23 protein-coding genes and 2 pseudogenes are annotated in these 20,632 nt (G+C 33.5%); 20 read left to right on the forward strand and 5 right to left on the reverse strand.

The window, feature by feature from the left end; genetic code table 11:
* Nucleotides 1-50: 50 nt before the first annotated feature.
* The 14 genes and pseudogenes from dcm to AEQ18_RS06735 all read left to right on the forward strand — a co-directional run.
* Nucleotides 51-1,253: pseudogene (gene dcm / locus AEQ18_RS06675) on the forward strand (DNA (cytosine-5-)-methyltransferase); the annotation flags it as partial.
* 112 nt (nucleotides 1,254-1,365) lie between these two features.
* Nucleotides 1,366-2,118, forward strand: coding sequence for a DNA-methyltransferase (locus AEQ18_RS06680; protein WP_054115596.1), 753 nt, complete (start codon nucleotides 1,366-1,368; stop codon nucleotides 2,116-2,118).
* Nucleotides 2,119-2,411: 293 nt separating this feature from the next.
* Nucleotides 2,412-2,615 carry a hypothetical protein gene (locus AEQ18_RS06685; protein ID WP_010748125.1) on the forward strand — a complete coding sequence of 68 codons (204 nt, stop codon included), beginning with the start codon at nucleotides 2,412-2,414 and terminating at the stop codon, nucleotides 2,613-2,615.
* 43 nt (nucleotides 2,616-2,658) lie between these two features.
* On the forward strand, nucleotides 2,659-2,838 hold the full coding sequence (locus AEQ18_RS06690) for a hypothetical protein (RefSeq protein WP_054115597.1): 180 nt from the start codon (nucleotides 2,659-2,661) through the stop codon (nucleotides 2,836-2,838).
* Nucleotides 2,839-2,952: 114 nt separating this feature from the next.
* Complete coding sequence (locus AEQ18_RS06695) at nucleotides 2,953-3,615, forward strand: DUF2786 domain-containing protein (protein WP_054115598.1); 663 nt, start codon at nucleotides 2,953-2,955, stop codon at nucleotides 3,613-3,615.
* 27 nt (nucleotides 3,616-3,642) lie between these two features.
* The gene (locus tag AEQ18_RS06700; protein ID WP_054115599.1) at nucleotides 3,643-3,888 is read left to right on the forward strand and encodes a hypothetical protein; all 246 of its coding nucleotides are present in this window, start codon (nucleotides 3,643-3,645) and stop codon (nucleotides 3,886-3,888) included.
* Nucleotides 3,845-4,198 carry a hypothetical protein gene (locus tag AEQ18_RS06705; RefSeq protein WP_054115600.1) on the forward strand — a complete coding sequence of 118 codons (354 nt, stop codon included), beginning with the start codon at nucleotides 3,845-3,847 and terminating at the stop codon, nucleotides 4,196-4,198. Before AEQ18_RS06700 ends, AEQ18_RS06705 begins: the two co-directional genes overlap by 44 nt.
* A gap of 45 nt (nucleotides 4,199-4,243) precedes the next feature.
* Nucleotides 4,244-4,384 carry a hypothetical protein gene (locus AEQ18_RS15915; protein WP_235505504.1) on the forward strand — a complete coding sequence of 47 codons (141 nt, stop codon included), beginning with the start codon at nucleotides 4,244-4,246 and terminating at the stop codon, nucleotides 4,382-4,384.
* A gap of 9 nt (nucleotides 4,385-4,393) precedes the next feature.
* Nucleotides 4,394-4,672 (forward strand): DUF6075 family protein, encoded by a 279-nt coding sequence (locus AEQ18_RS06710; protein WP_235505505.1) that lies wholly within the window; start codon nucleotides 4,394-4,396, stop codon nucleotides 4,670-4,672.
* Between the two features lie 346 nt (nucleotides 4,673-5,018).
* A complete protein-coding gene (locus AEQ18_RS06715) occupies nucleotides 5,019-5,402 on the forward strand; it encodes a hypothetical protein (protein WP_054115601.1) in 384 nt (127 codons plus the stop codon).
* 63 nt (nucleotides 5,403-5,465) lie between these two features.
* Nucleotides 5,466-6,218 (forward strand): hypothetical protein, encoded by a 753-nt coding sequence (locus tag AEQ18_RS06720; RefSeq protein ID WP_054115602.1) that lies wholly within the window; start codon nucleotides 5,466-5,468, stop codon nucleotides 6,216-6,218.
* 1 nt (nucleotide 6,219) lies between these two features.
* Nucleotides 6,220-7,686: a hypothetical protein gene (locus AEQ18_RS15685; RefSeq protein ID WP_054115603.1), complete on the forward strand. Its 1,467-nt coding sequence runs from the start codon at nucleotides 6,220-6,222 to the stop codon at nucleotides 7,684-7,686.
* Nucleotides 7,679-8,344, forward strand: a complete 666-nt coding sequence (locus tag AEQ18_RS06730) for an ABC transporter ATP-binding protein (RefSeq protein ID WP_200908902.1) — start codon at nucleotides 7,679-7,681, stop codon at nucleotides 8,342-8,344. Before AEQ18_RS15685 ends, AEQ18_RS06730 begins: the two co-directional genes overlap by 8 nt.
* Before the next feature lie 824 nt (nucleotides 8,345-9,168).
* Entirely contained in the window at nucleotides 9,169-9,813 is a 645-nt protein-coding gene (locus AEQ18_RS06735) for a recombinase family protein (protein ID WP_054115604.1), read from the forward strand.
* A 78-nt stretch (nucleotides 9,814-9,891) separates the two neighbouring features.
* Here AEQ18_RS06735 and AEQ18_RS06740 read toward each other — a convergent pair whose 3' ends face one another.
* Entirely contained in the window at nucleotides 9,892-10,731 is an 840-nt protein-coding gene (locus tag AEQ18_RS06740; protein ID WP_054115605.1) for a hypothetical protein, read from the reverse strand.
* Nucleotides 10,724-11,965: a DUF262 domain-containing protein gene (locus AEQ18_RS06745; RefSeq protein WP_054115606.1), complete on the reverse strand. Its 1,242-nt coding sequence runs from the start codon at nucleotides 11,963-11,965 to the stop codon at nucleotides 10,724-10,726. Before AEQ18_RS06745 ends, AEQ18_RS06740 begins: the two co-directional genes overlap by 8 nt.
* Before the next feature lie 206 nt (nucleotides 11,966-12,171).
* On the opposite strand from AEQ18_RS06745, the gene AEQ18_RS06750 reads away from it, so the two are divergent.
* Together AEQ18_RS06750 and AEQ18_RS15920 are read left to right on the forward strand one after the other, a co-directional pair.
* Complete coding sequence (locus AEQ18_RS06750; RefSeq protein ID WP_054115607.1) at nucleotides 12,172-13,269, forward strand: hypothetical protein; 1,098 nt, start codon at nucleotides 12,172-12,174, stop codon at nucleotides 13,267-13,269.
* A gap of 90 nt (nucleotides 13,270-13,359) precedes the next feature.
* A pseudogene (locus tag AEQ18_RS15920) lies at nucleotides 13,360-13,560 on the forward strand (hypothetical protein); the annotation flags it as partial.
* A gap of 15 nt (nucleotides 13,561-13,575) precedes the next feature.
* On the opposite strand, the gene AEQ18_RS06755 reads toward AEQ18_RS15920, so the two are convergent.
* The 3 genes from AEQ18_RS06755 to AEQ18_RS06765 all read right to left on the reverse strand — a co-directional run bounded on the left by AEQ18_RS06755 (nucleotide 13,576) and on the right by AEQ18_RS06765 (nucleotide 16,127).
* A complete protein-coding gene (locus tag AEQ18_RS06755) occupies nucleotides 13,576-14,166 on the reverse strand; it encodes an SOS response-associated peptidase (protein ID WP_054115608.1) in 591 nt (196 codons plus the stop codon).
* Nucleotides 14,167-14,257: 91 nt separating this feature from the next.
* A complete protein-coding gene (locus tag AEQ18_RS06760) occupies nucleotides 14,258-14,764 on the reverse strand; it encodes a hypothetical protein (RefSeq protein ID WP_054115609.1) in 507 nt (168 codons plus the stop codon).
* Nucleotides 14,748-16,127: a Y-family DNA polymerase gene (locus AEQ18_RS06765; RefSeq protein WP_152911894.1), complete on the reverse strand. Its 1,380-nt coding sequence runs from the start codon at nucleotides 16,125-16,127 to the stop codon at nucleotides 14,748-14,750. Before AEQ18_RS06765 ends, AEQ18_RS06760 begins: the two co-directional genes overlap by 17 nt.
* Nucleotides 16,128-16,763: 636 nt before the next feature.
* On the opposite strand from AEQ18_RS06765, the gene AEQ18_RS06770 reads away from it, so the two are divergent.
* The 4 genes from AEQ18_RS06770 (at nucleotide 16,764) to AEQ18_RS15415 (ending at nucleotide 20,533) form a co-directional block, all read left to right on the forward strand.
* Nucleotides 16,764-17,576: a ParA family protein gene (locus AEQ18_RS06770; protein WP_054115610.1), complete on the forward strand. Its 813-nt coding sequence runs from the start codon at nucleotides 16,764-16,766 to the stop codon at nucleotides 17,574-17,576.
* Between the two features lie 16 nt (nucleotides 17,577-17,592).
* The gene (locus AEQ18_RS06775) at nucleotides 17,593-18,018 is read left to right on the forward strand and encodes a hypothetical protein (RefSeq protein WP_054115611.1); all 426 of its coding nucleotides are present in this window, start codon (nucleotides 17,593-17,595) and stop codon (nucleotides 18,016-18,018) included.
* Nucleotides 18,019-18,607: 589 nt separating this feature from the next.
* Complete coding sequence (locus AEQ18_RS06780) at nucleotides 18,608-20,107, forward strand: primase C-terminal domain-containing protein (protein WP_054115612.1); 1,500 nt, start codon at nucleotides 18,608-18,610, stop codon at nucleotides 20,105-20,107.
* A gap of 138 nt (nucleotides 20,108-20,245) precedes the next feature.
* Nucleotides 20,246-20,533 carry a type III secretion system protein PrgN gene (locus AEQ18_RS15415; protein ID WP_082348618.1) on the forward strand — a complete coding sequence of 96 codons (288 nt, stop codon included), beginning with the start codon at nucleotides 20,246-20,248 and terminating at the stop codon, nucleotides 20,531-20,533.
* The last annotated feature ends 99 nt before the right edge of the window (nucleotides 20,534-20,632 follow it).

Genomic DNA, 20,632 nt, shown 5'->3' on the forward strand with positions numbered 1-20,632 from the left:
TGGAGCGGGGGAAAATCTGGAGATAATCTCAAAAGATTACCTATCGCTATCAAGCTTTCAGCCTTGCAGGAAAAAGAAAAGGTTTTTCAGATACTAGAGGAACTCTCTTTTTTGAGATTGCACGCTTCGCATCTATCTTGCGACCTAAGCTTTTATACCTTGAAAACGTCAAAGGACTCCTCAACCATGAACGAGGGGCTACGTTTGAGACGATCCTCCGAACCCTGGATGAATTGGGGTATGACGTGGAATGGCAACTGTTTAACAGCAAAGAGTTTGTCGCCCAAAACAGAGAGCGTGTATTTATTATCGGACATCTTAGAGGAGCAGGTACCAAAAAGATTTTTCCTCTCACAAGAGAAGAAGGATCAGCTGATCAAAAATCAGGAAGGATCCATTTAGCTGGAACGACACATGCAGCGAACGATTTAAGTCGATTTACACGAGAAAGAGCGTACTATACGGATGGTTTGATGCGGACTTTGACCGCAACGGACTACAAAACACCGAAACAGATCGTTGTTGGCAACGTGAATCCAAGCGGTGGCGGAATGAATGGCCAAGTGTATGATGCTTCAGGTCTTAGTCCTACGATCACTACTAACAAAGGAGAAGGAAATAAAATTGCGATCCCGATCCTAACACCAGATAAAGCCACTATTCGTCAAAACGGCCGTAGAATGAAGGGAAATGAAGCGCCGATGTTTACCTTAACCACGCAAGATCGGCACGGAATTATTGTGGCAGGGTCGATCGATGGTTCCTATCGATCATCTGCAGCGATCCATTCCGTAGAAGGGCTTTGTCCAACGTTTACCACCATGAGTGGTGGCGTCCACGAACCCAAAATATTGGTGAAAGAAGCCACGAAAAAAGGCTATACTGCAGCCCTACCAGGCGATAGTATCAATTTTGCTTATCCCAAATCTACAAAACGTCGGGAACGTGTGGGAAATCAGCAAGCAAATACCGTCGTTACAGGTGATCAGCAAGCCGTAGTAACCGATGATTTTCAGATCCGGAAACTAACACCACTTGAATGTTGGCGCCTGCAGTCGTTTCCTGATTGGGCCTTTTTGGCAGCGAAATTCGGTAGTAGGGAGATCGCTGAAGAAATAATCGGTAATCGGCTTGATCACTATAACTGCAGATACGATCAAAAAACTTCGGACAGTCAGCTGTACAAACAAGCTGGAAATTCGGTTACTGTATCAGTCATTTATTTCATAGCAAAACACTTTCAAATTGGCTAAAATCAACTTTTTTGACAATAAAAACGGATATTGACCCAACAAATCAATCAGTAGAATAAACGTATCAAGACTTGAATAAAAGATTTAGGCCTGAATCGTTAGGATGAACCAAATGATTCAAAAAGATACGATTTATTTTGAAGATTGTTTAGAAGGAATGAATAGAATACCAGATGGTTCGATCGATGCGATCATCTGTGATTTACCGTATGGAACGACAGCTTGTGCGTGGGATAGTATCTTGCCTTGGGATCGCTTATGGGCGCAGTATTGGCGAGTCATAAAACCTGAAGGTGCGATCGTTTTATTTGGTGCAGAACCTTTTTCTACTCAACTGCGAATGAGTAACTTCAAGGATTACAAGTATGATTGGTATTGGATGAAAAATACGGCGACCGGATTTGCGTTTGCGAAAAAACAGCCGATGAGATCAGTTGAAACGATCTCTGTGTTTTCCAAAGGATCTGCGCTCTATTATCCTCAAGGATTGCAACGGATCCAACAACCTAAGATAAGAGTCAGAAACACCACGGAAGGGTCGATTTATCAGTCAGAATCCTTAGCAGAAAAAGCGTATGTCCAGGAATACACAGGTTATCCGAACAATATTTTGCGTTTTGATAAAGAATCAATGCACACTTTCCATCCAACTCAAAAACCAGTGAGTCTATTGGAATACCTGGTTAAAACATACACTAAGAAAGGAGATCTCATATTAGACAACTGCATGGGAAGTGGCACGACGGCGGTTGCTTGTCTAAATACAGAACGTCACTTTATCGGTTTTGAAACAAATGCCGAGTACTACACGAAAGCAATTGATCGGATTCAAAACAATGTGACCCAGCTGGATTTTTTCGAATAAAATCAAAAAAAGACGATAATAGATTGCCATTATCGGTATACCGTGGCATGATAAATACAACGATATACCGATATTTTTAATTTTTAGAAAAGATCTATAGCTATCTGAAGATTCGGTATACGAATAAAAAAGGGAGGGATCACTACTGCAAAATAAAAAAAGCACTTATTCTGAGTGGGTCAGAACAAGTGCAAGTAACAAATCCTTTGACGGGAATGCTACTACTCAAAATATACCATAATTGTGAGTAGTGGCAAGTTTTAATTGTCATGCTCCTTTCAGGAGGAAAAAAGATGTACGCAGATAAAGATAAGATAGAATGGTTGCTTTTTGAAAGTGGAAAATCATTGTATGAAATTCAAAAAAAATCAGGAGTTGCCGCAACAACTGTTGCAGATCTTGCTCATAAAAGGTCTTCTATAGAAAGAATGCGTTTTGATAATGCCGCCAAGCTTACAAAGCTTGCGGATCAATTAAAAGAAGAAGCCACTGAATAATCAGAGCTTGATCTTGTAACTCCGTATATCTAGGAGGCAAGTTATGTCCATTGCAAAAGGAAATACACGTCTTCCTGTAACGCTTAATGAAAAGAGGAAGCAGGGACTGAAGCACTTGAACACCAAGTACAAGAAAAGTGAATCGAAATTAATGTGTATCGCTTTAGATATGTTGCTTGAGCAAGAAAAAGCGGGATTTGAGATTCCTGCGCTTAGAAAGTGACCGCACTTTATTTTCTATTTCATTAAAGTGCAATCACTTTTCACTCATTACTTTTATCAGTGAAACCGTTATCTAATACATGGTAAACTAAAATCAGACAAAAGGTGAAATCCAATGGATGAAAAAGCCAAAAAGAAAATCGTAAAATTATTAGCACTTGCAAATGATGCCAATGACGAAGAATCGATGTCAGCCTTAGCAAAAGCACAAGAGTTGATGCTTCAGCATAATATCGATGAATCAGACGTCTTTCATTATAAGCAAGAACAAAAGTCAGAAGCAGTGATCAATACGGTGATTTATGAAGGCCGGCCACAAAAATGGCTTTACCGATTAGCGAGGATCATTGCTAAAAATTTTCGTGTCCGGTATTACTATGTGTCCGGAAAACCGATTGAACTTCACTTTGTTGGAATCATGTCCGATGTACAAATTGCTCAAATCACGTTTGAGTATGCTCGTGGCAGTGCCAGCTACTGTGCAAGGCAGTTTCTTCAGTTGCCTGAGATCAGACGAAAATACAAACGGAAATGGCAATTAAAACAAGACTATTTGGAAGGATACTTGAAAGGTTTGTCGCAAACATTTCGAAAACAAGTGCTGACAAACGGCTATGAATTGGCTTTGCAAGTGCCGGAAGTGGTTCAGAATGAAGTCGAAAAGATTGGACTGGTACCTGGTAAAGATACCTCTCACACCGTGAGGGATCGGGAAGCATTTTACTCCGGCTATGCAGAAGGTGTCCGTTTTAAGGACAAGGATCGATTAGGTGCTTAATCGTATGTTGAAAGGGGACTTAAAAAGATGGCTGAAGAAAGACAATGTTACGGTGGGCAATGGAAAGTACCAATAACGCCCTACAATCGACGCTTATACTGGCCGCCTAGCTGGATCAAATGTGATTGCGGTGAGTTAGCAAAACAAGTTTATGTAAGAAAAGGTGCTTTTCTTTATTCTAATGGTCATTATTTATGTGAAGCTTGTCAACGGGAGTATCGGAAGATCGATGGAAGAGATCACTTTATCCTGGTCAAACCAAATGAAGAATGATGTAGGCGGTAAACTAGTTCCTATTGAGGATAGAAAAGAAAAGATTTGGACAGTGATCGTTTTCAACCATTTTTCTAAGGACTTGATGGGCTTTTTAAGTAACGCTGCGACGGTTGAGAATTTGCAATTTACGCAAAGAAAAGAAGAGTTAGGTATTTTTAAGGAGAACGAAGCAAAGGCAATCCTTGATGCCATACATGCGCTAAAAGATGAAGAGGATGTGATCCGAAAAACTTTTACAGATAGCGATCATGAAGACTGGTTATCCGGAAAGTATTTTGATTTTGAGATTGCAAAAATAATGTTTTAATAATCACTGAAGGAACGGTGAAAACCAATTAGAGGAGGAACAACAATGGAGAATTTATTTCTAAACAAGGAACATATTGCCAGGTTTAATTTTATGATGGATGAATTGAGTTTTACAGATCATCGGGATCCTTATTGGCGTAGCTTGGTTTTTATCTTTTCCGGTAATGAAAGGCTGTTTAACTAACGTCGCTCGTTGGTTAATTTTGTCCAACGAGAAATCAATAGTGAATTATGGTTTGATGGCACGTTTTCCGGTGGGGAGCAGCGACTGGTTGCTTTGGCTTATAACTTGTTTACCAATCAAGATTTTTATGAATTTGAAGATGGTAAGAGGTATAATATTTCGCCATTAGAAGTATTTTCTGGTGTTGATGAAGCTGGTTATCAACTGGCCAAAAATGCGATCGATATCAGGTTTTTAAAACTCTTCTTAGACGAAGATTTGTTTCCGGTCAGACTAAAAAAGGATTAATCTCTGAATATCCCTCTAACTATATTAGGTGATTCTATAAATAGTTAAAGACAAAAATATTTATACTAATTTATAATTGATGGTCATATAATTAAAATAGGTTTTGGTGTATTTTTAAACTTAAATGATTTATTTTTATAATAATAACTATTTTTAATTTCAAAAATGCTATAGTGATGGCCGACAGTTTATTGTGTTTTAATATAAATACTGCTATCAAATTCTAGGATTTATAAAGATGCATTATAGCTAAATAATAATATTAATTGTAAGAAAACCCTTTCAAAATATAAGTTAATTCTGTATATTATATAATATGGGTAGTAGACATTATGGAGGAATAAAAATGAGAAAAATTACTAAATTAGTTCTTTCTACAGCATTATTATTAATAATACCAACTGTATCTTATGCTTCAACAAGCTACTCAACGTTTTCATTTACTTTACCTGGAGGAGATGGATCAGTTTCTACAGGTTTGGGACAAATAAAAGCTACTAGTGGTGCGAACGGGAACATAAATGTCACTACGTCCAAACAGAAATTTGATGCTAGACAAGTAGATGAACAAGGAAATGCTGGTGCTTGGAGAAGACAGATCTCAGCAGGAAGTAGTGCAGGGTTACCAGGACATTCAAGTCAATTAAAAGGTGATAAAATGAAATTAACTTTATCATCTAACTGGAATGCAACTTCAGATAGTAAAACTGGCACTTGGAGAAGCAACTAGACAGACAATAAATAATATATCTACTACCCAATTTTATTGATTTTAAATCAAGGAGAGATTTTAGTGAATAATATGTTGACCAATTCTTTAAAAGAGTTGAAATTTATTTCATGTGCAGTTTTTATTTTTTATTTATTATTTGAAATTGTAAATATGGTTATTATTGGATCAAATTCTGCTATCTCACAAGGTTTAGAGTTGTGGGTATATGCAACAGATATTGTAGATTTCTTCGCACCTCTTTTCTTGACCGCTCCTTTTGTGTGGATTTTATTTTTCAAGAATAAAAGTCGATTTATTGAGTATGTTAGCGTCAGAATTAACCTAAAAAAGTACTTAATTAGCCAAATTCTTTCAGTTACACTATCGGTTGCTATGATTACTTTTTCAGTGAATATTATCGCCATGTTATTAGCAATATATGTTATTCCTTTTCATTTGGATACTGATCCTTCGATTTTTAAAATACCTATTTTACCATTTATGTTTCAAACGAATGAACCGCTAATATTTGTTATATTTGCTAGTTTTTGGAAAGGCATTCTAGGTGGTTTATTCGCTTTTTCTGCTAGTGTTTTAGCTTGTACTACGAACAATCTTTTTATTTCTCTATTTGGTATTTTGGGTTATGTTTTGCTTGAAAATATTATTACTGCTAGTTTAGGGTTCGATGAATACAGCATTGTTACAAGCAATGTTTTGGGACGATTAAGTGATGAATATTATAATAGCTTTAATATGTTTATTGGACCGCTTCTTATGATGTTTTTCACGTTTTTATGGGTTGTTTTTTACAGAAAGCATATGAGGAATTAATATGACTAGGTATTATTTTCATATTTTTAAAGAATCACTCTATGGAAGAAAATTGCTCTTTTTTTTAGTTTTATCTTGTCTTTATTTTTCGTTAACAATGAATTTTAGTATGAGCCCAGATGTTTGGGTATTAGTGCAACTTCAAAATACATTTTTTTATATTTTTATATTTTTCCCTTTATATGGACTGCTATTCTATCCTATTTTTTTAACGAAAAATTCATTTCTTTTAATAAGAGCAATCACGAAAAAACGCTACATAACAGCAAAAGTACTAAATATTACATTGTTTAATAGCTTAATTTTTGGCTCAATATTTCTTATTATTAAATTTATTTCTATAGTATATATGAATAATGATGTATCTTTTGATCCTGGTCAAAATATCGAGTTATTTCAGGCAGATATACTTCGTATATTTAATGATTATAGACAGTCTGCTATTGCCATATTAATTTATGCAAGTGTGGGTTTTTCATTTATGGTCTCTCTATTAGTTATTTTTAGAGAATTAGTTGGAAAAACAGTTGCATATGTTTTTTATATTATGATGTATGCCTTGATTGTTTGGTCGACCAGACCTGGATTTTTTGATTTCTTTTCTAATGATAAATATGAAGTGTTTAAAATAAATACTTATATTATTTTGCCAGTCACTACAATCGCAGAACAAGATATATCATTAGTAAATTATTTTGTTGTGAAATGGGCAATTTTGTTCTTATTATTAGGTATTATACTGTTTATTTATGTTACTAGAAATAATTTTGGTAAATATACTTTTTTTGATAAACTGTTTATTTCCCCAAAAATAGTTTTAAGTGCTGTTCTGTTCGTAGTTGGATATTTAAGTTTATTTTATATCTATAGTTCAGATATTATTGAGTTGTTTTCATTATATTCTTATGGCTATTTTTTTCCACCTCAGTTAATCTGGCTGATGACTTATTTTTTATTTATACCTTTTGTACTGTCTATTAGATTTTCTCAATTATCAGAAGGAATAAACTTTTTAGTTATTCGTTGTCATACCTTGAAATTTTGGAGAAGGACATGTTTAATCACAGTACTTAAGTATGTCGGCATACACTTGAGTATTCTTATGATTGTACTGTCTATATTCATTAATCTATCGGGTGTTACCATGGATGGACTTCTTTTTAAGAGCATAATCTTAAATTTTTTGGAAATTATTTTTATAACAATCACCTATTTATTGATTTATTTCCAATCAAGTTCTACGATCATGTCATTTCTTTTTTGTTTATGTGGGTATTTGGTAATTACGCTTCCACTAAGTTTTGTAAAATGGCTTCCATTTGCTCTGTCTTCCGTTATAAGAGCAGATGATATTGGATATAATCTAGTAATTATGATGTTCATAGGAATGATACTTATTGAAGTTTATGCCATTATATATTCAACAAAAATGTCAATTAAGTTTGGAAGGATTGAGAATATTGAATAGTATTAGATTGGAAAATATAAGTTTAGCATTTAAAGGGAAACAAATTTTTGGAAATTTAAATTTGAAAATAAAAAAAGGTGAAACGATAGGTATTATTGGAGCTAATGGCGTAGGAAAATCTGTTTTATTTAAAATAATTTGTGGATTGGAAAAAGCTAATAGTGGCAAAGTATTTATCAATGATACAGAAATTGGAAAAAAAGAAGATTTTCCACGAAATATAGGTATTTTAATTAATGAGCCTACGTTTATCCCTATCTATAGTGGTATTAAAAACTTATTACTTTTGTCTGAAATCAATCATATTATTGATGAAAATGAAGTAAGGGAATGTATGGTTAAAGTAGGACTTGATCCTGATAACAAAACAATCTTAAAAAATTACTCGTTAGGTATGAAAAAGAAATTAGCAATTTGTCAGGCAATTATGGAAGATCAATCTATTATTCTTTTGGATGAACCTTTTAATGGTTTAGATTTTTCTACCATGTCAGATATTCGTTCTATACTTGATGCTTTAAAAAAAGAAGGAAAGACTATTGTGCTGACTAGCCACCATCAAAATGATTTAGATTCTTTTTGTGACAAGTTATATTTCATTGACAATCAAAACCTAATTGTTTTTACAGACGAGTTGAGAGAAAAATATTTTTCTTAATTTAGGTGTGATAAAGCTAAAATTCAGCTACTTGGCTTCATTTTAAATTGTGCTATAAGTAATGTGAGAAAGGTGATAAGTTATTGCAAGAGAGCGCAAGAGACGTACCTGCTACGAATAGGTACGTCTCTTTTTTATTCGTTAGTTGCGACGGTCTAAAGTGTGAATTGGTAAGCAACTAGTTCAGTTATTAGACCGACAAAAATCGGTGCACCGATTAACGTGATAAGTTTTTCTAGCAAGATAACATCCTCTTTTGGGGCAAGTCTCCGTGTATGAGTATGTCATATAAAGACATGATGAGGGCTGAAGTTTTATGAAATATCACGTTGAATTTGATAAACCATCATAAAAAAAGTTTTTTGAAGTTAGATAAACTCATTCGAAAACAGATGTTACTTTGGTTGAATAAGAATGTCGAAGGTTCCAAAAATCCAATGAAAAAGTCTACCTGCTGATAAAAGTGACTTATAGAGATATCGAATAAGAAAATATAGATTGATATGTGTGTTTTCGTGATAAGTATGATTAGTTCTTGTTATTCAAGCTAGTAAGCGAAAACTATTTATGATAGTTAGTTACTCAATGATATGGTGAGGTCAGAAGCTTAAAAGTTTTTGATCCCTTTTTGATTCCTCATTTCCTAGCACTTTTGGTGGCTCAATTAATTAGGTCAAAAATTAATCTCTTTTGAGGACACCAGAGTATACCCTGATGGCCTTTTTGCTTATATGTGATATAATTGGATTTTCAAGAGGTCAACAGAGTTGGGCAACAGAACTTAAAAAGAAACCATATTTTTAAATGTTAAAGGAGTTTTTTCTATGGCTAAAATTGGTTATGCTCGAGTAAGCAGCATTGATCAGAATTTAGATCGACAGTTAGAGTTGTTATCAGAGTGTGATAACATTTTTAGTGATAAGGCAAGTGGGAAAGATACTAAGCGTGCAGGATTTCAAGAAATGATGGCATTCATTCGTAAAGGTGATATTGTCGTTGTGACGGAATTAAAACGTCTTGGGCGAAATAATAAAGAGTTGACTGAAACAATGAATTTAATTCAACTGAAGAAAGCTACTCTTGAAGTTTTGAATTTACCAGCATTAACAGGAATAAATGATGATAATCTGCGTCGATTACTCAACAATCTAATTATTGAACTGTACAAATACCAGGCTGAAGAAGAACGTCGATATATCCGTGAAACACAACAACAGGGGATTGTTCTCGCTAAGGCTAAAGGAAAATACAAAGGAGGGAAACCAAAGTACCGAGAAAGTGACCCACGTCTGCAATTAGCATTTAAACTATTTTTAGATGGTTCTACAGATAAAGAGGTCGAAGAACAAACAGGTATAAATCGAAGAACATTTAGAAGATATAGATTTAAGTATGGTGTTACTGATGATAGAAGAAAACAGATACATTCAGATAACGCATTATCCATTAACAAGAAGAGTATTACTTAAAATTTTTTGTATTTAAGTAATACTCTTCTTATCAGTAAAAACATATTTTATGGGTATTTAATGGAAGATATTTTGCTATTAGTATATTCCAAAATAACTTTGATAATGGGCTTTTATTTTCTGGATTTCTTTATTAATATCTTCATAGCTGTAATTATCTGTAATCATTGATAATATTGGGTTTAAACAATTAGTAACTATATTAGACTCCTCAAGAATTAAAGAATTCATCTTTGGAACCAATACTTTAAGGCTATCTTTTTTGAATTCATATTCTTGTTCTTTTACTTGTTTACTTGCACGCAAATTCTCTATACTATTAATCACTTTGAAAAATTCAATCCAACAGGTTCTTTGAAGAAACATTCTATATTCAAACTCCAAGTACTTTAAAAACTCAATCGTTTTTGGTAGATTTATTAAATCAAAATCACAGATTCCTTGGTGAGCATATCTATGCCTTTTTTTAATCATAGAGTCATAAATTTCTGCTTTAGAAATAAATAGTTTATTTCCATCATATCTTTTAAAAAATTTACTTATTTCTTTTACTTGTGGATTAGGGGAAAAATTCTCGGGATCTATTTTGAATTTTAAAAATTTTTGGATATCGCTATCTTCAGTTTCGTCAAAATTTAGAATTTGATATTTAGTATTTTTCAGCATTTGTTCAGAAACTGTATAGCATTCAATCAAAATAGTCGCTTGACTTTCAGATATTATTTTTTTTAATGAATGAAAGATATTATTTTCATTTAGATCAGGATTTGTGATATTTTGGATTATACCAACTTGCTTTCTCAATTCACCTGGTGCGTCTGATAAAAAGTCTTTACAGGTTTGTACTTGAATATAACTATCATGTAGGCTTTCTATCCGGTCAAAAAAGTCAATATCGTTAATTTTTTTACTATTCATCGTCGATACCTAAAATCCTTTTACACACTTCATATCTTTGATCAAGTAACCCATTGTTCATTTTATTCACGTTAAATTTATCAATTTTTGTGTGAATCTCATGTTTGTACCGATCAACAATGTTCTCGTTTATATTCGTCTTATGAACAATTGCTGTAGCCAGGAAAACTTCAGATATATTTGTATTCCTGTTTCCATGATAATTGCCATTACTATCAACTTTCTTGAAAATCTCATTGTCTTCAAAAACAGATAGCATGTTGCCCAATTGAGTATCAAATTCTTCAACAAATTCTAACTCTATTTCTGAATCTTTTTCATTTTCACAAAAATCGTTCAATATATATTTTTGGTATTGATTAGTAAGCTCGTATTGATCTTTCAAAACTTTATATGTTACGTAAACGCCAAGTAAAAACTCTACATGTCGATCTTTGTTGAGATATTGCTTTCCAAATATTGATTTCAAGGTAGAACTCGCATTTGCTGCTTCGTATAGACTAGACATAAAATCACCATAAGCAAGTGCTTTTCTAATTTGCATTGGATTCAATAGTTCAGATCCGGTATTAATTCTCTCAAATATTAAATATTTAGCTTTATCATCTTGTTGCCCAATTTGTCTAAAATCTATTACTGTTATTGTAGATCTTTTTAATTTTTTTTGCTGTTCTAGATTTAAATCTACAAATTTTTTACCTACTATTGATTCATCAACATTTGTCGATAATTTAGCTGGTCTATTTCGGTGAACGGAATTAGTAATATTCCCCCAATTATTCCCTAATATAAAGTTACTTATAGCGGTTAATCTTTGGAGTCCATCAATTACTTCATATCGATTATTACCTTTATCCATAAAGAATAGCGGAGGAATTGGCAAGCCGATGAGAATTGATTCTATCAGTTTGGAACACTTACTTGTACTCCACACAAAATTTCTTTGCATATCTGGTATTTCTATTTCTCCTTCTTGAAACATATCTGCCAATTCATTAAAAGATCTATTCTCAGTAGAAACTTTTATGTCATAAATGTTTAAAATTTTTTCTTCTTGGTTGATTAAAAAAATATTTTCAATTTCTTCAATGATACTTTCGTCACACACTATTCCTTGTTCATTAAAATAATCAATTGCATCATCAATACTTTCTGCTTGTATAGCAATAAAATTTTCTTGTTCTAAATCTGTGATTTCAATTACTTCACCATTTTCTATTTTTCCATATATCATTTTATAATCTCCTTTTTTATTTTAATTATAATTCTTTAATAATTTGAAATAAAGATATATTTAAATTGTTTTTTTTAAAAGTATATAATTAGAATACAAAAATTTGACATTTGCTACTATTTTTAAGTAATTGATACAAATTCATTTACTGAGTTTGAACATTTTAAGAAGAATTAATTAAAATAATAAAGTATAGGAGTGTTTTAATGAAAAGCAAAAAAGACGATGAAATGTATACCTTGGATAAGGCTATACAGATTGGGAAATCTAGAAATGCAATTACAAAAGAAATAGTCTCGAGAATCTCCGGCGACTTTATTTACAGAGAAATTGAGGAACGACCAGATTTTGTAAAAAAATCTTTTGAAAATGATAGCCGTGATGAATGTATTATTGGTATTGAACACTTTAGAGTAGATCACTTGTCTTTGAAAAAAAAAGACGGAAAAGTGGGTTCGACAGGAATAATGTATAATATTGATTCTAACAGAGTCTTTAATAAATGGAATTCAAAAATAGGTAAATCTTCAGAGATCGATCTTGCAGCAACTAATGATATTCAAAGTCTAATTTGGAATCAGTTTAAACGCGTTAATGATACTGATTATCCAACTTTTATTAGTGCTTTTAAGTATTCATTAAATAAGCATACGGAAAAAGTAGAATCATATAGAGAAGAACTGAAGAAAATAGCAAATGGAAAAAAAATAGAACTAGCTTTTTTAATTGAGGTACACTGTGAGTTTAAAAATAAATATTTGACCAATAAAAAAGGTACTAAAAAAAGTTTAACAGGCATTATGCCTATGTTTAATGATATCGTCAAAATTTTAGAAAGGATTGATAGTAAAGAAGTTGATTATATTATTCTTTTGTTGTGTGAAACTCAAATAAATGAAAATACAGATGTGATTGCATTTAAAACTGGTGATATTCATAAACAATTAATTAAGCAAAAAAAATCTATTTATGAATACGCTGGTAAAGATTTTTTTAAGCAAGCATTTTCAGGAAGTTTCGAGGATTTAAAACCAAAAAATAGAGTTTATCACAAAGATGACGATATAATAATGGATTTCAATTATGAAAAATTTAACCAAGATAATCGTCAACAACTTGAAATTATTTTCAAGTGCTGTGAAAGAGTTCGTAAATTTGAGAAACAAGGGAAAAACTATATCACAGATGTATCGGTTCAAGCTGCTATTGATATATACAGAGAAATTATGTTTGAAAACGGATCAATCAGTACAGATATAATAAAAGAAAGAGAAAACGATTTTTTCAATAAATATTTAAAGTAGTAAATTTCTATTGAACAGAAAGTTACTACTTACTAAATATATTTGAAAAAGTTTTATGAAGGACTAGTTATGAAGGTAGAAAAAATTTAAAAAAAACGTTGGAAGCTAGCTTCAAGTAAGCAAGGAGCTAGATACAACAATCTGATATCCTCCTACCCCACTGTTGACTGGAGTTACAAAGAAAAGAAGTATCTGCTTTGGTTGTGTCAGTTAGATATAGATACCTTTGAAACATTTGAAGTAATCCTAGATAAAATTAAACATAGCAATGAAAAAAGAGCGAATCTATAAAAGATCCGCTCTTTTTTATTCTGCTACTTCAGTACGAGTTAGTTCTGGCATATCAGCTGTAAGATAGTTACGTGCGAAATCCAAATCTGTGATCCAATCTTTTATATGATCTCTTTGAATAATAAGCGGCATACGATCATGTATTGGGGATACTGACTCGTTAGGTTTTGTCGTCATAATGATCGATTCCGTTTCAAAACCCGCACCTGTTTTATGCACACGATAAAATCCTCCCAAATAAAAAACTTCATTATCCCCTGCAGTAAATAATAGTTTTCGTTTTTCGGAATCCCACTCATAGAATCCAGAAACTGGTATGACGCAGCGAGTTTCTCTGAAGGCTTTAGAAAAAGTCTTCTTTTCTTCTACTGTTTCTGAGCGTGCGTTTATCATCAGTTGACCAGGCTTAAATCCTTGGAATCCCCACTGAGTGATTCCTGGTACTACCCTTGAATCCTGATTAAGTCCTAGTGTTACTATATAATTAGTTGGAAAAATTTCATTAAAACCAACACGAATATGTTTACCTGTAGCATTTAAAACGACGTGATCATAGTAGCTCCTTAATTCATTTGAAGATAAATCAAAAAAATATCTTCCACACATATTTTCCCCCTCCTTTTCTGATTTGTTTAAAAAACGTGTGTCAGAGAGCTATTCTAAGGCGATTTCAAAGTCAAATGATGGATAAGGATCTTCATTCATCATCTGCAAAGTCCTGATAATACTCATTTTTGATTAACTCAATCTCTTTTTCTATTTTACTCGCTTTTTTCTTTTGTTTGTTGCGAGAAGATTCTCCGTCCTGGAAATAGTCAACTTTGAACCATTTTTCCTCTTTTTTTATGGATACGTGTCGGACATCTGTCCAATAAATCGCTTGTTCATTGAGTACAAAATAATCTTCATATGCTTCACCTAGAAATTGTCCTTCGACAGGATCCAAAAATCGCCCAAATTCGTCTTTAGTGTTTAATTGCAGCGTTATAGGTTTGTGATAAAGGAAAGACTCTGAAAGTATTGTGTCGATCTCCTCACGATTCATTAGCTCCAAGCCAAGAACTTCTTTCGTTGCCCAGGATTCATTTTCTAAAACACCTTTCATCAAATCATCCATGGCGTAGGCTGTTGCCCATTTCAGCCCGAATGGCCGGTCTCTGTATTGATTATAGTCCGTAAATGCTTTCTTAGTACGTTTTACCATGACTTTCAGCACCTTCAAGTCCAGACATACCGCCTGCATGCCCTCCGACAAGGCTGCTGCGAGCGATCGCACGTCCACCTTCCATTATGCTATTTGCATGAACGATCGATTTAAACCCGAATTTTTTGCGTATAGTATCTACTACATAATCGATTTTTAAGTCTTTCACTTGTTCGTCCGGATCTTCAAAGAGATCAAGCTGTAGAGCATTAGAATAAACGAGCTTTGAACAGTTTACTCCCACGTTTCGAATGTCTTGGTACTTGTAATGATGATCAAATATTTGCAGTAAGTAGTTTGCTATTTGCTTGCTGCTATTGGTTGCTGGTACCTTCATTTGCTGGTGAAATCCTCGACTTCCTGATTGATCGACGTAGCCCATTGAAAATCCGATCCACAAAGAAACGACTTCAGCTTTCGCTCCAGTACGACGTAACCTAGTTGCTACTTGATCAGCCATTTCCTTGATTACAATTTCTATTTCTTTTCGACGTGTATAGTCCCGATTTAAGACCTGACTGTTCCCCATCGACTTAGATTTCACTTTGTATTTCTGACCTACGAATGATCGATCTATGCCCCAGCTGTGCGCATATAGTTGGGTACCTAAGACACCAAAATTTTGCTTCAGCTGATAGTAATTTGCGTGTGCCAGATCATACATAGTAAATATACCCATTCGGTTCAGTCTGATTGCTGTCCGACGTCCGATACCCCAAACGTCTGTAATATTTTCTACAGACCAAAGCTTTTGCTGAACGTCTTCATAACGCCATTCTGCTTTCATATCTGAATTTTTTTTGCTTTCGAGGTCTAGTGCGAACTTGGCCAAGAGCGGATTGTCACCTATCCCGATCGTTGTGAAGATTCCAGTTTGTCGATAAACGTCTGTTTGAATCATTCTCGCCAGCTCTCTTGCGTCCTTTGCACCGAACAGCTTTAATGAGTCTGTGACGTCCACGAAGCTCTCATCGATGCTGTATACGGAATGATTTTGCTCGTCAGCATACTTCTTGTAAATATTGTTGATCTCCATGTTCTTTCTCATATACAGTGCCATCCTCGGTGGTGCAATCACGAGGTCTTCCGGATACGGAAAAGGAAGATCTCGTGATCGACTGACATTAGAAATTCCGTATGTTTTTTTTGCGGCTGGACTCGATGCCAGGATCAACCCGCTTCCTCGCTGAGAAGGATCATCCGAAGGATAGGACATGACAACTAACTTTGCCTTTAAAGGATTTAGTCCTCTTTCTACGCATTCTACGGATGCATAAAATGACTTACAGTCGATACAAAGAATATCTCGTGAGGGTTCTTTAGTATAGTCAAACCTTGGATTTACACCAAATTGCATAACCATGATAAATCCCCTTTTCTAAAAAAAAGATACGTTTTATATACACATTAGAACACACGTTCGCTTTTTTAGTCAAGAGAACACGACTGGTTATATTTATAAATTATAAATTGTATTTTACAAAATATAAATAAAAACATGATCATAGATTATTTGACAATAAATTATAGTATATCTTATACATTAAATAATAAAGTATAAGATATACGTTTAATATAGTATAACTTATACCATAAATATTATTTGGAATTTTCTCAGAATGACTTTTTACGTCAGCCAGAACACTAATTCAAGGGAATTGTAGTATATATCTGCTATTAAATGAAATATAGCAGATATACTAAATATATTTAGTATATCTTATACATTAAATAATAAAGTATAAGATATACGTTTGTTTTAGTATAACTTATACTATAAATGTTATTTTGAAATTTTATCAGAGTGATTTTTTACGTCAGCCGGAACACTACTTCAAGGGAATTGTAGTATGGATCAGCTATTAAATGAAATATAGCAGATATATTAAATATATTTAGTATATCTTATACATTAAATAATAAAGTATAAAATAAATATTGATTAATATAAACATATAAGTTATACTTTAAATAAAGATAAAAGAAAGTAGGTAAAAAAATGACAGCAACTACTTATACAGTCGGGAACTTTAAAGGTGGAGTAGGAAAAACCAAGATAGTTACAATGCTAGCTTTTGATAATGCTGTAGTAAATAAGAAAAAAACACTGGTAATAGATATTGATCCGCAAGCCAACGCTTCACAAATATTAGCAAGAACTGTTGACTTAGATCATATTGATAAAACAATTGTAGATGGGATCAACGAACAAGACCTTTCAATTTGTATAACGCCGATTATGGAAAATCTAGATTTAATTGCATGCGATACGAGTTTTAGATCGTTTTCTAACTATGTTATTGCTAACTTCGAAGATGAGAAAGAACAAATCATGGTTTTAGAAAAATTGTTGGAACCTATTAAAGAAAATTATGAGACTATTTTTATTGATGTGCCTCCGACCATTAGTGCATATTCTGATAATGCTATGGCGGCCTCTGATTACAGTATAATAGCTTTTCAAACACAAGAGGAATCGTTAGATGGAATTGGAAAATATGTTGGGTACCAAAAATTTATGATTAACAACTACGATATTGACCTTGAAGTGATTTCTATAATTGCATGCATGCTTGAACCAGACGATGATTTAGACAAAAGTGTATTGAGCGAGGCTATAGATTTATATGGATCCGCTGTATCGAAGAATATTGTTAATTTCCAAAAACGACTAAAACGTTATTCTAGAGAAGGAATATCTTTGAAAAAGTATCGAAACGGAAATTATGATCAATGGGACTATAGGGCACATGAACCGTTTATAAAAATACTTGCCGAACTTGAATCACGCAGAAAAATATTTGAAGAATAGCTAGGAGGGAAAGAATATGAGTGAAAGGAAAGAATTTAATGTTGATACCAAAGTTGATACAGAATATGCTGGTCTCTTACAACCGGGAATAAAAAAGAAAAAATCTGTATCAATTAGAGGAGAAAACGAATTTGGACACTCTTCTTTGATGACTAAGAAACCAAAAGCGATTACTTCAGCAGCAAGTAAAAAACGAGGACGTCCTATAGAAATTACAGATGAAAGATTTAAAGTTACAAAACCCAAAAAAATATCTCCTGCTTTGGAGTCAAAATTAAACGTACTACAAGACTACGTTGAGGAACTTCAATCAGTGCAGGGTAGGATTACCTTTGAAAAACTTATTGACACTTTATCGGAAGCGTATATTACGCAAAAATTAGGTGTGGCGAAAGAGGAACACTTGAGAGAAGAAATAAAAGATGCATTTGATAAGCTTTAATTTTTTCAAGTCATTCAACAATAAAAGTATAAGTTATTATTGATTACCAAAACATAAAGTATAACTTATACTTTATGTTTTGGTAATACGAAATATTTGTTGCCAGAAAAAGCTTAGTTTAAAGGTATCTTTTTACTACCTATTGAAGTAATTTAAAGTATAAGATATACAATAATTTCTAATTAGGTATAACTTATATGAGGTTTGTTTAAGTATAACTTATACTTTATAAAAAAATTTTCTTGTACAAATTTAACTGTTTTGTTATATTCAAATAAATAATACATATAAAAAAGAGACGGATAAAAAAGTGAAATGGGTCACTACTTTATCTGAATCACATACAACAACTATGTGTTCTCGCTCGTCTCATGGAAATTATGTAAGTGGCTGGAAACCACTTATGTGATTTTGATAAGTCTTTCGGACTGACAATCCGAACTTACAGGTTTATTTTACCATTTTTTGACGAGCAACTCAATATATATACGCTTATTTTGTCATTCCTTTAAGACTTCTAAGCCATTGGGAGAACACAAATCTGTAAGATTTTTTGTGTTCTCTTTTTGTTAAGGAAGGAATAACAGTCATGGCAGTTTCTTTGGATGTCGTTTATTCGACGGTATTACAAAATGGTATCCGTAAACTTAAATATAAAAACAGCCACTTAAAACCGGTCTCTTTTAGTGATCAGTCGGGAAAGGGGGCTATTTTTGCGTACCGTTCAAAGGAACACATGATCGAGGGGATTGGACTAGTGATTACTTCAGAAGAAGGGGTGATCGAAAACAATAATCGATTCACTCATTGGACACCAAATGTATTTCGCTATGGAACGTATGCTGATGAAGCCAGAATGTTTACAAAAGGTCATTCTGAGGACAATTTACGTCAGATTAATACATTCTTTGTTGATTTTGATACGTTGGATCCAAACTTTGACTACGGAGAAATTATTCTGGCAAGTCACGAGATCGGCTTTATGCCTACAATGATTCTACGTACACCGCATGGATTTCAAGCTTTTTATGTACTAGACAAGCCTGCATACGTGACGAAGAAATCAAATTTTAAAGTGATCAATGTGGCCAAAATGATCTCAAACAATCTAAGAAACAAATTTTCAAATGATTATAGGTTTCCTGTTGACGTAAATGCCAATCATTTTGGGATCACACGAATGCCTTCTGAAGAGAATGTTTTATTCTTTGAACCACAGTATCGGTATAGTTTCGAAGAATGGATCGACTGGTCAATGAGAGAAGATGCGGACAAAAAAGCGGAGATCAAGAACGTTTTTGTATTGCCATCTACTCAAGAATTTCGTCAAGTGGATGAACCATGGTTCCAGCTGTTGCTAAAAAGTCAAAAAATACAAGGTGAAAAGGGCGTATACGGTCGAAATAATGTCATATTCACCTTGTCTTTGGCATACTTTTCATCAGGATACGAGGTAGAAGCATGTGAATTGACCATGTTAGAATTCAATGATCGCTTGGCTAACCCTTTATCTGATCGTGAATTAACCAGAATCATTCGTTCCGCTTATTCCGGAAAATATCAAGCAGCGCATAGAGAAAAAGTTGTCCTATTATGCCAAGAATGGGTCGATGCCAATCTTTCTGAAGAGCAGCTATTCAACAAAAAACGTGGCTGGTGGAAATTCAAGAAAGAAAGAGCTGTTCGCAAGTATTCACATAGTCATGAATGGGCAGAAGATCTCTTGTCCTATTTGAATGAGCAATCCTATGAAGAACAACCATACATTATTTCTACAAAAAAAGATTTAACTGAAAGTTTAAAGATCCCAAAACGTTCCTTGGACAAAGTACTGAAGCAGTTGAAAGAAGAGAACAAAATTCATTTTCGTGTCCGTGCTGGGCGTAATGGAGGTATTATGCTAGCTTCGATACATGGATTGATGCGCTCCGTTATCCGGCTAAAAAAAGAAAGCCAGGAGGCTTATTTCTCTGCGATTTCAGAAGCTTTTGGAAGAGAATACACGTTTATCCAGACAGCACTGAAACGCTTGAAAGAACCTAATAAGATTGGAGTTCAAACAGATTTATTCATGATCGATACAGGTTGAAATTAAAAGGTGCAAATTGCCTTTTACATTATATCTATGATACGTTCCTTCTTATTTTCCTTCCCTTGCTTGCTGGTTTAAAGAAAGAGTAGTACTATTATCGCAAACGTAATAATATGGAGGGAGGTCTTTCTGACTTTGAGTATCAATACCTTTGTATATCCCTACCCGATCAATGTGTTTATTATTTCGCGGTTAGGGATGACAGTAGAGCAATTTTGTGAGTTACATGGATATAAGCAGAGTACAGTAGCAAGCTGGGTAACAAGAAACCGTACAGTAAAAACGTTACCTTGTGATTTTTTATACTGCTTAAGCCTTTCTTCAGGTTGGGCTATGGACGATGTTTATCGCCACTTATTAGTGCTGGAAGAGAGATTTTTAAAGAGTATTGATCCAAAAAAAAAGAAAGAGCAAGTCGATTAAAAATCATAGAAAAAAGCCTAGCAATGAATACCAGGCTTTTTTTCTATGGTTTTAAAATATAAACGGGTTGAATCTGGATGTTGTTTGGACGAGCACCAT

Source organism: Enterococcus sp. RIT-PI-f, from assembly GCF_001297065.1.
Classification (GTDB): Bacteria; Bacillota; Bacilli; order Lactobacillales; family Enterococcaceae; genus Enterococcus_D.

Bases quoted from the DNA above. Each gene is read 5' to 3' on its own strand.
- AEQ18_RS06775 (WP_054115611.1), top strand. From the start codon at position 17,593: ATGAGTGAAAGGAAAGAATTTAATGTTGATACCAAAGTTGATACAGAA.
- AEQ18_RS06735 (WP_054115604.1), top strand. From the start codon at position 9,169: ATGGCTAAAATTGGTTATGCTCGAGTAAGCAGCATTGATCAGAATTTA.
- AEQ18_RS06695 (WP_054115598.1), top strand. From the start codon at position 2,953: ATGGATGAAAAAGCCAAAAAGAAAATCGTAAAATTATTAGCACTTGCA.
- AEQ18_RS06770 (WP_054115610.1), top strand. From the start codon at position 16,764: ATGACAGCAACTACTTATACAGTCGGGAACTTTAAAGGTGGAGTAGGA.
- AEQ18_RS06685 (WP_010748125.1), top strand. From the start codon at position 2,412: ATGTACGCAGATAAAGATAAGATAGAATGGTTGCTTTTTGAAAGTGGA.
- AEQ18_RS06705 (WP_054115600.1), top strand. From the start codon at position 3,845: ATGGAAGAGATCACTTTATCCTGGTCAAACCAAATGAAGAATGATGTA.
- AEQ18_RS06780 (WP_054115612.1), top strand. From the start codon at position 18,608: ATGGCAGTTTCTTTGGATGTCGTTTATTCGACGGTATTACAAAATGGT.
- AEQ18_RS06765 (WP_152911894.1), bottom strand. From the start codon at position 16,127: ATGGTTATGCAATTTGGTGTAAATCCAAGGTTTGACTATACTAAAGAA.
- AEQ18_RS06700 (WP_054115599.1), top strand. From the start codon at position 3,643: ATGGCTGAAGAAAGACAATGTTACGGTGGGCAATGGAAAGTACCAATA.
- AEQ18_RS06755 (WP_054115608.1), bottom strand. From the start codon at position 14,166: ATGTGTGGAAGATATTTTTTTGATTTATCTTCAAATGAATTAAGGAGC.
- AEQ18_RS06715 (WP_054115601.1), top strand. From the start codon at position 5,019: ATGAGAAAAATTACTAAATTAGTTCTTTCTACAGCATTATTATTAATA.
- AEQ18_RS06745 (WP_054115606.1), bottom strand. From the start codon at position 11,965: ATGATATATGGAAAAATAGAAAATGGTGAAGTAATTGAAATCACAGAT.
- AEQ18_RS06680 (WP_054115596.1), top strand. From the start codon at position 1,366: ATGATTCAAAAAGATACGATTTATTTTGAAGATTGTTTAGAAGGAATG.
- AEQ18_RS06750 (WP_054115607.1), top strand. From the start codon at position 12,172: ATGAAAAGCAAAAAAGACGATGAAATGTATACCTTGGATAAGGCTATA.
- AEQ18_RS06690 (WP_054115597.1), top strand. From the start codon at position 2,659: ATGTCCATTGCAAAAGGAAATACACGTCTTCCTGTAACGCTTAATGAA.
- AEQ18_RS06760 (WP_054115609.1), bottom strand. From the start codon at position 14,764: ATGGTAAAACGTACTAAGAAAGCATTTACGGACTATAATCAATACAGA.
- AEQ18_RS15685 (WP_054115603.1), top strand. From the start codon at position 6,220: ATGACTAGGTATTATTTTCATATTTTTAAAGAATCACTCTATGGAAGA.
- AEQ18_RS06740 (WP_054115605.1), bottom strand. From the start codon at position 10,731: ATGAATAGTAAAAAAATTAACGATATTGACTTTTTTGACCGGATAGAA.
- AEQ18_RS15915 (WP_235505504.1), top strand. From the start codon at position 4,244: ATGGAGAATTTATTTCTAAACAAGGAACATATTGCCAGGTTTAATTTT.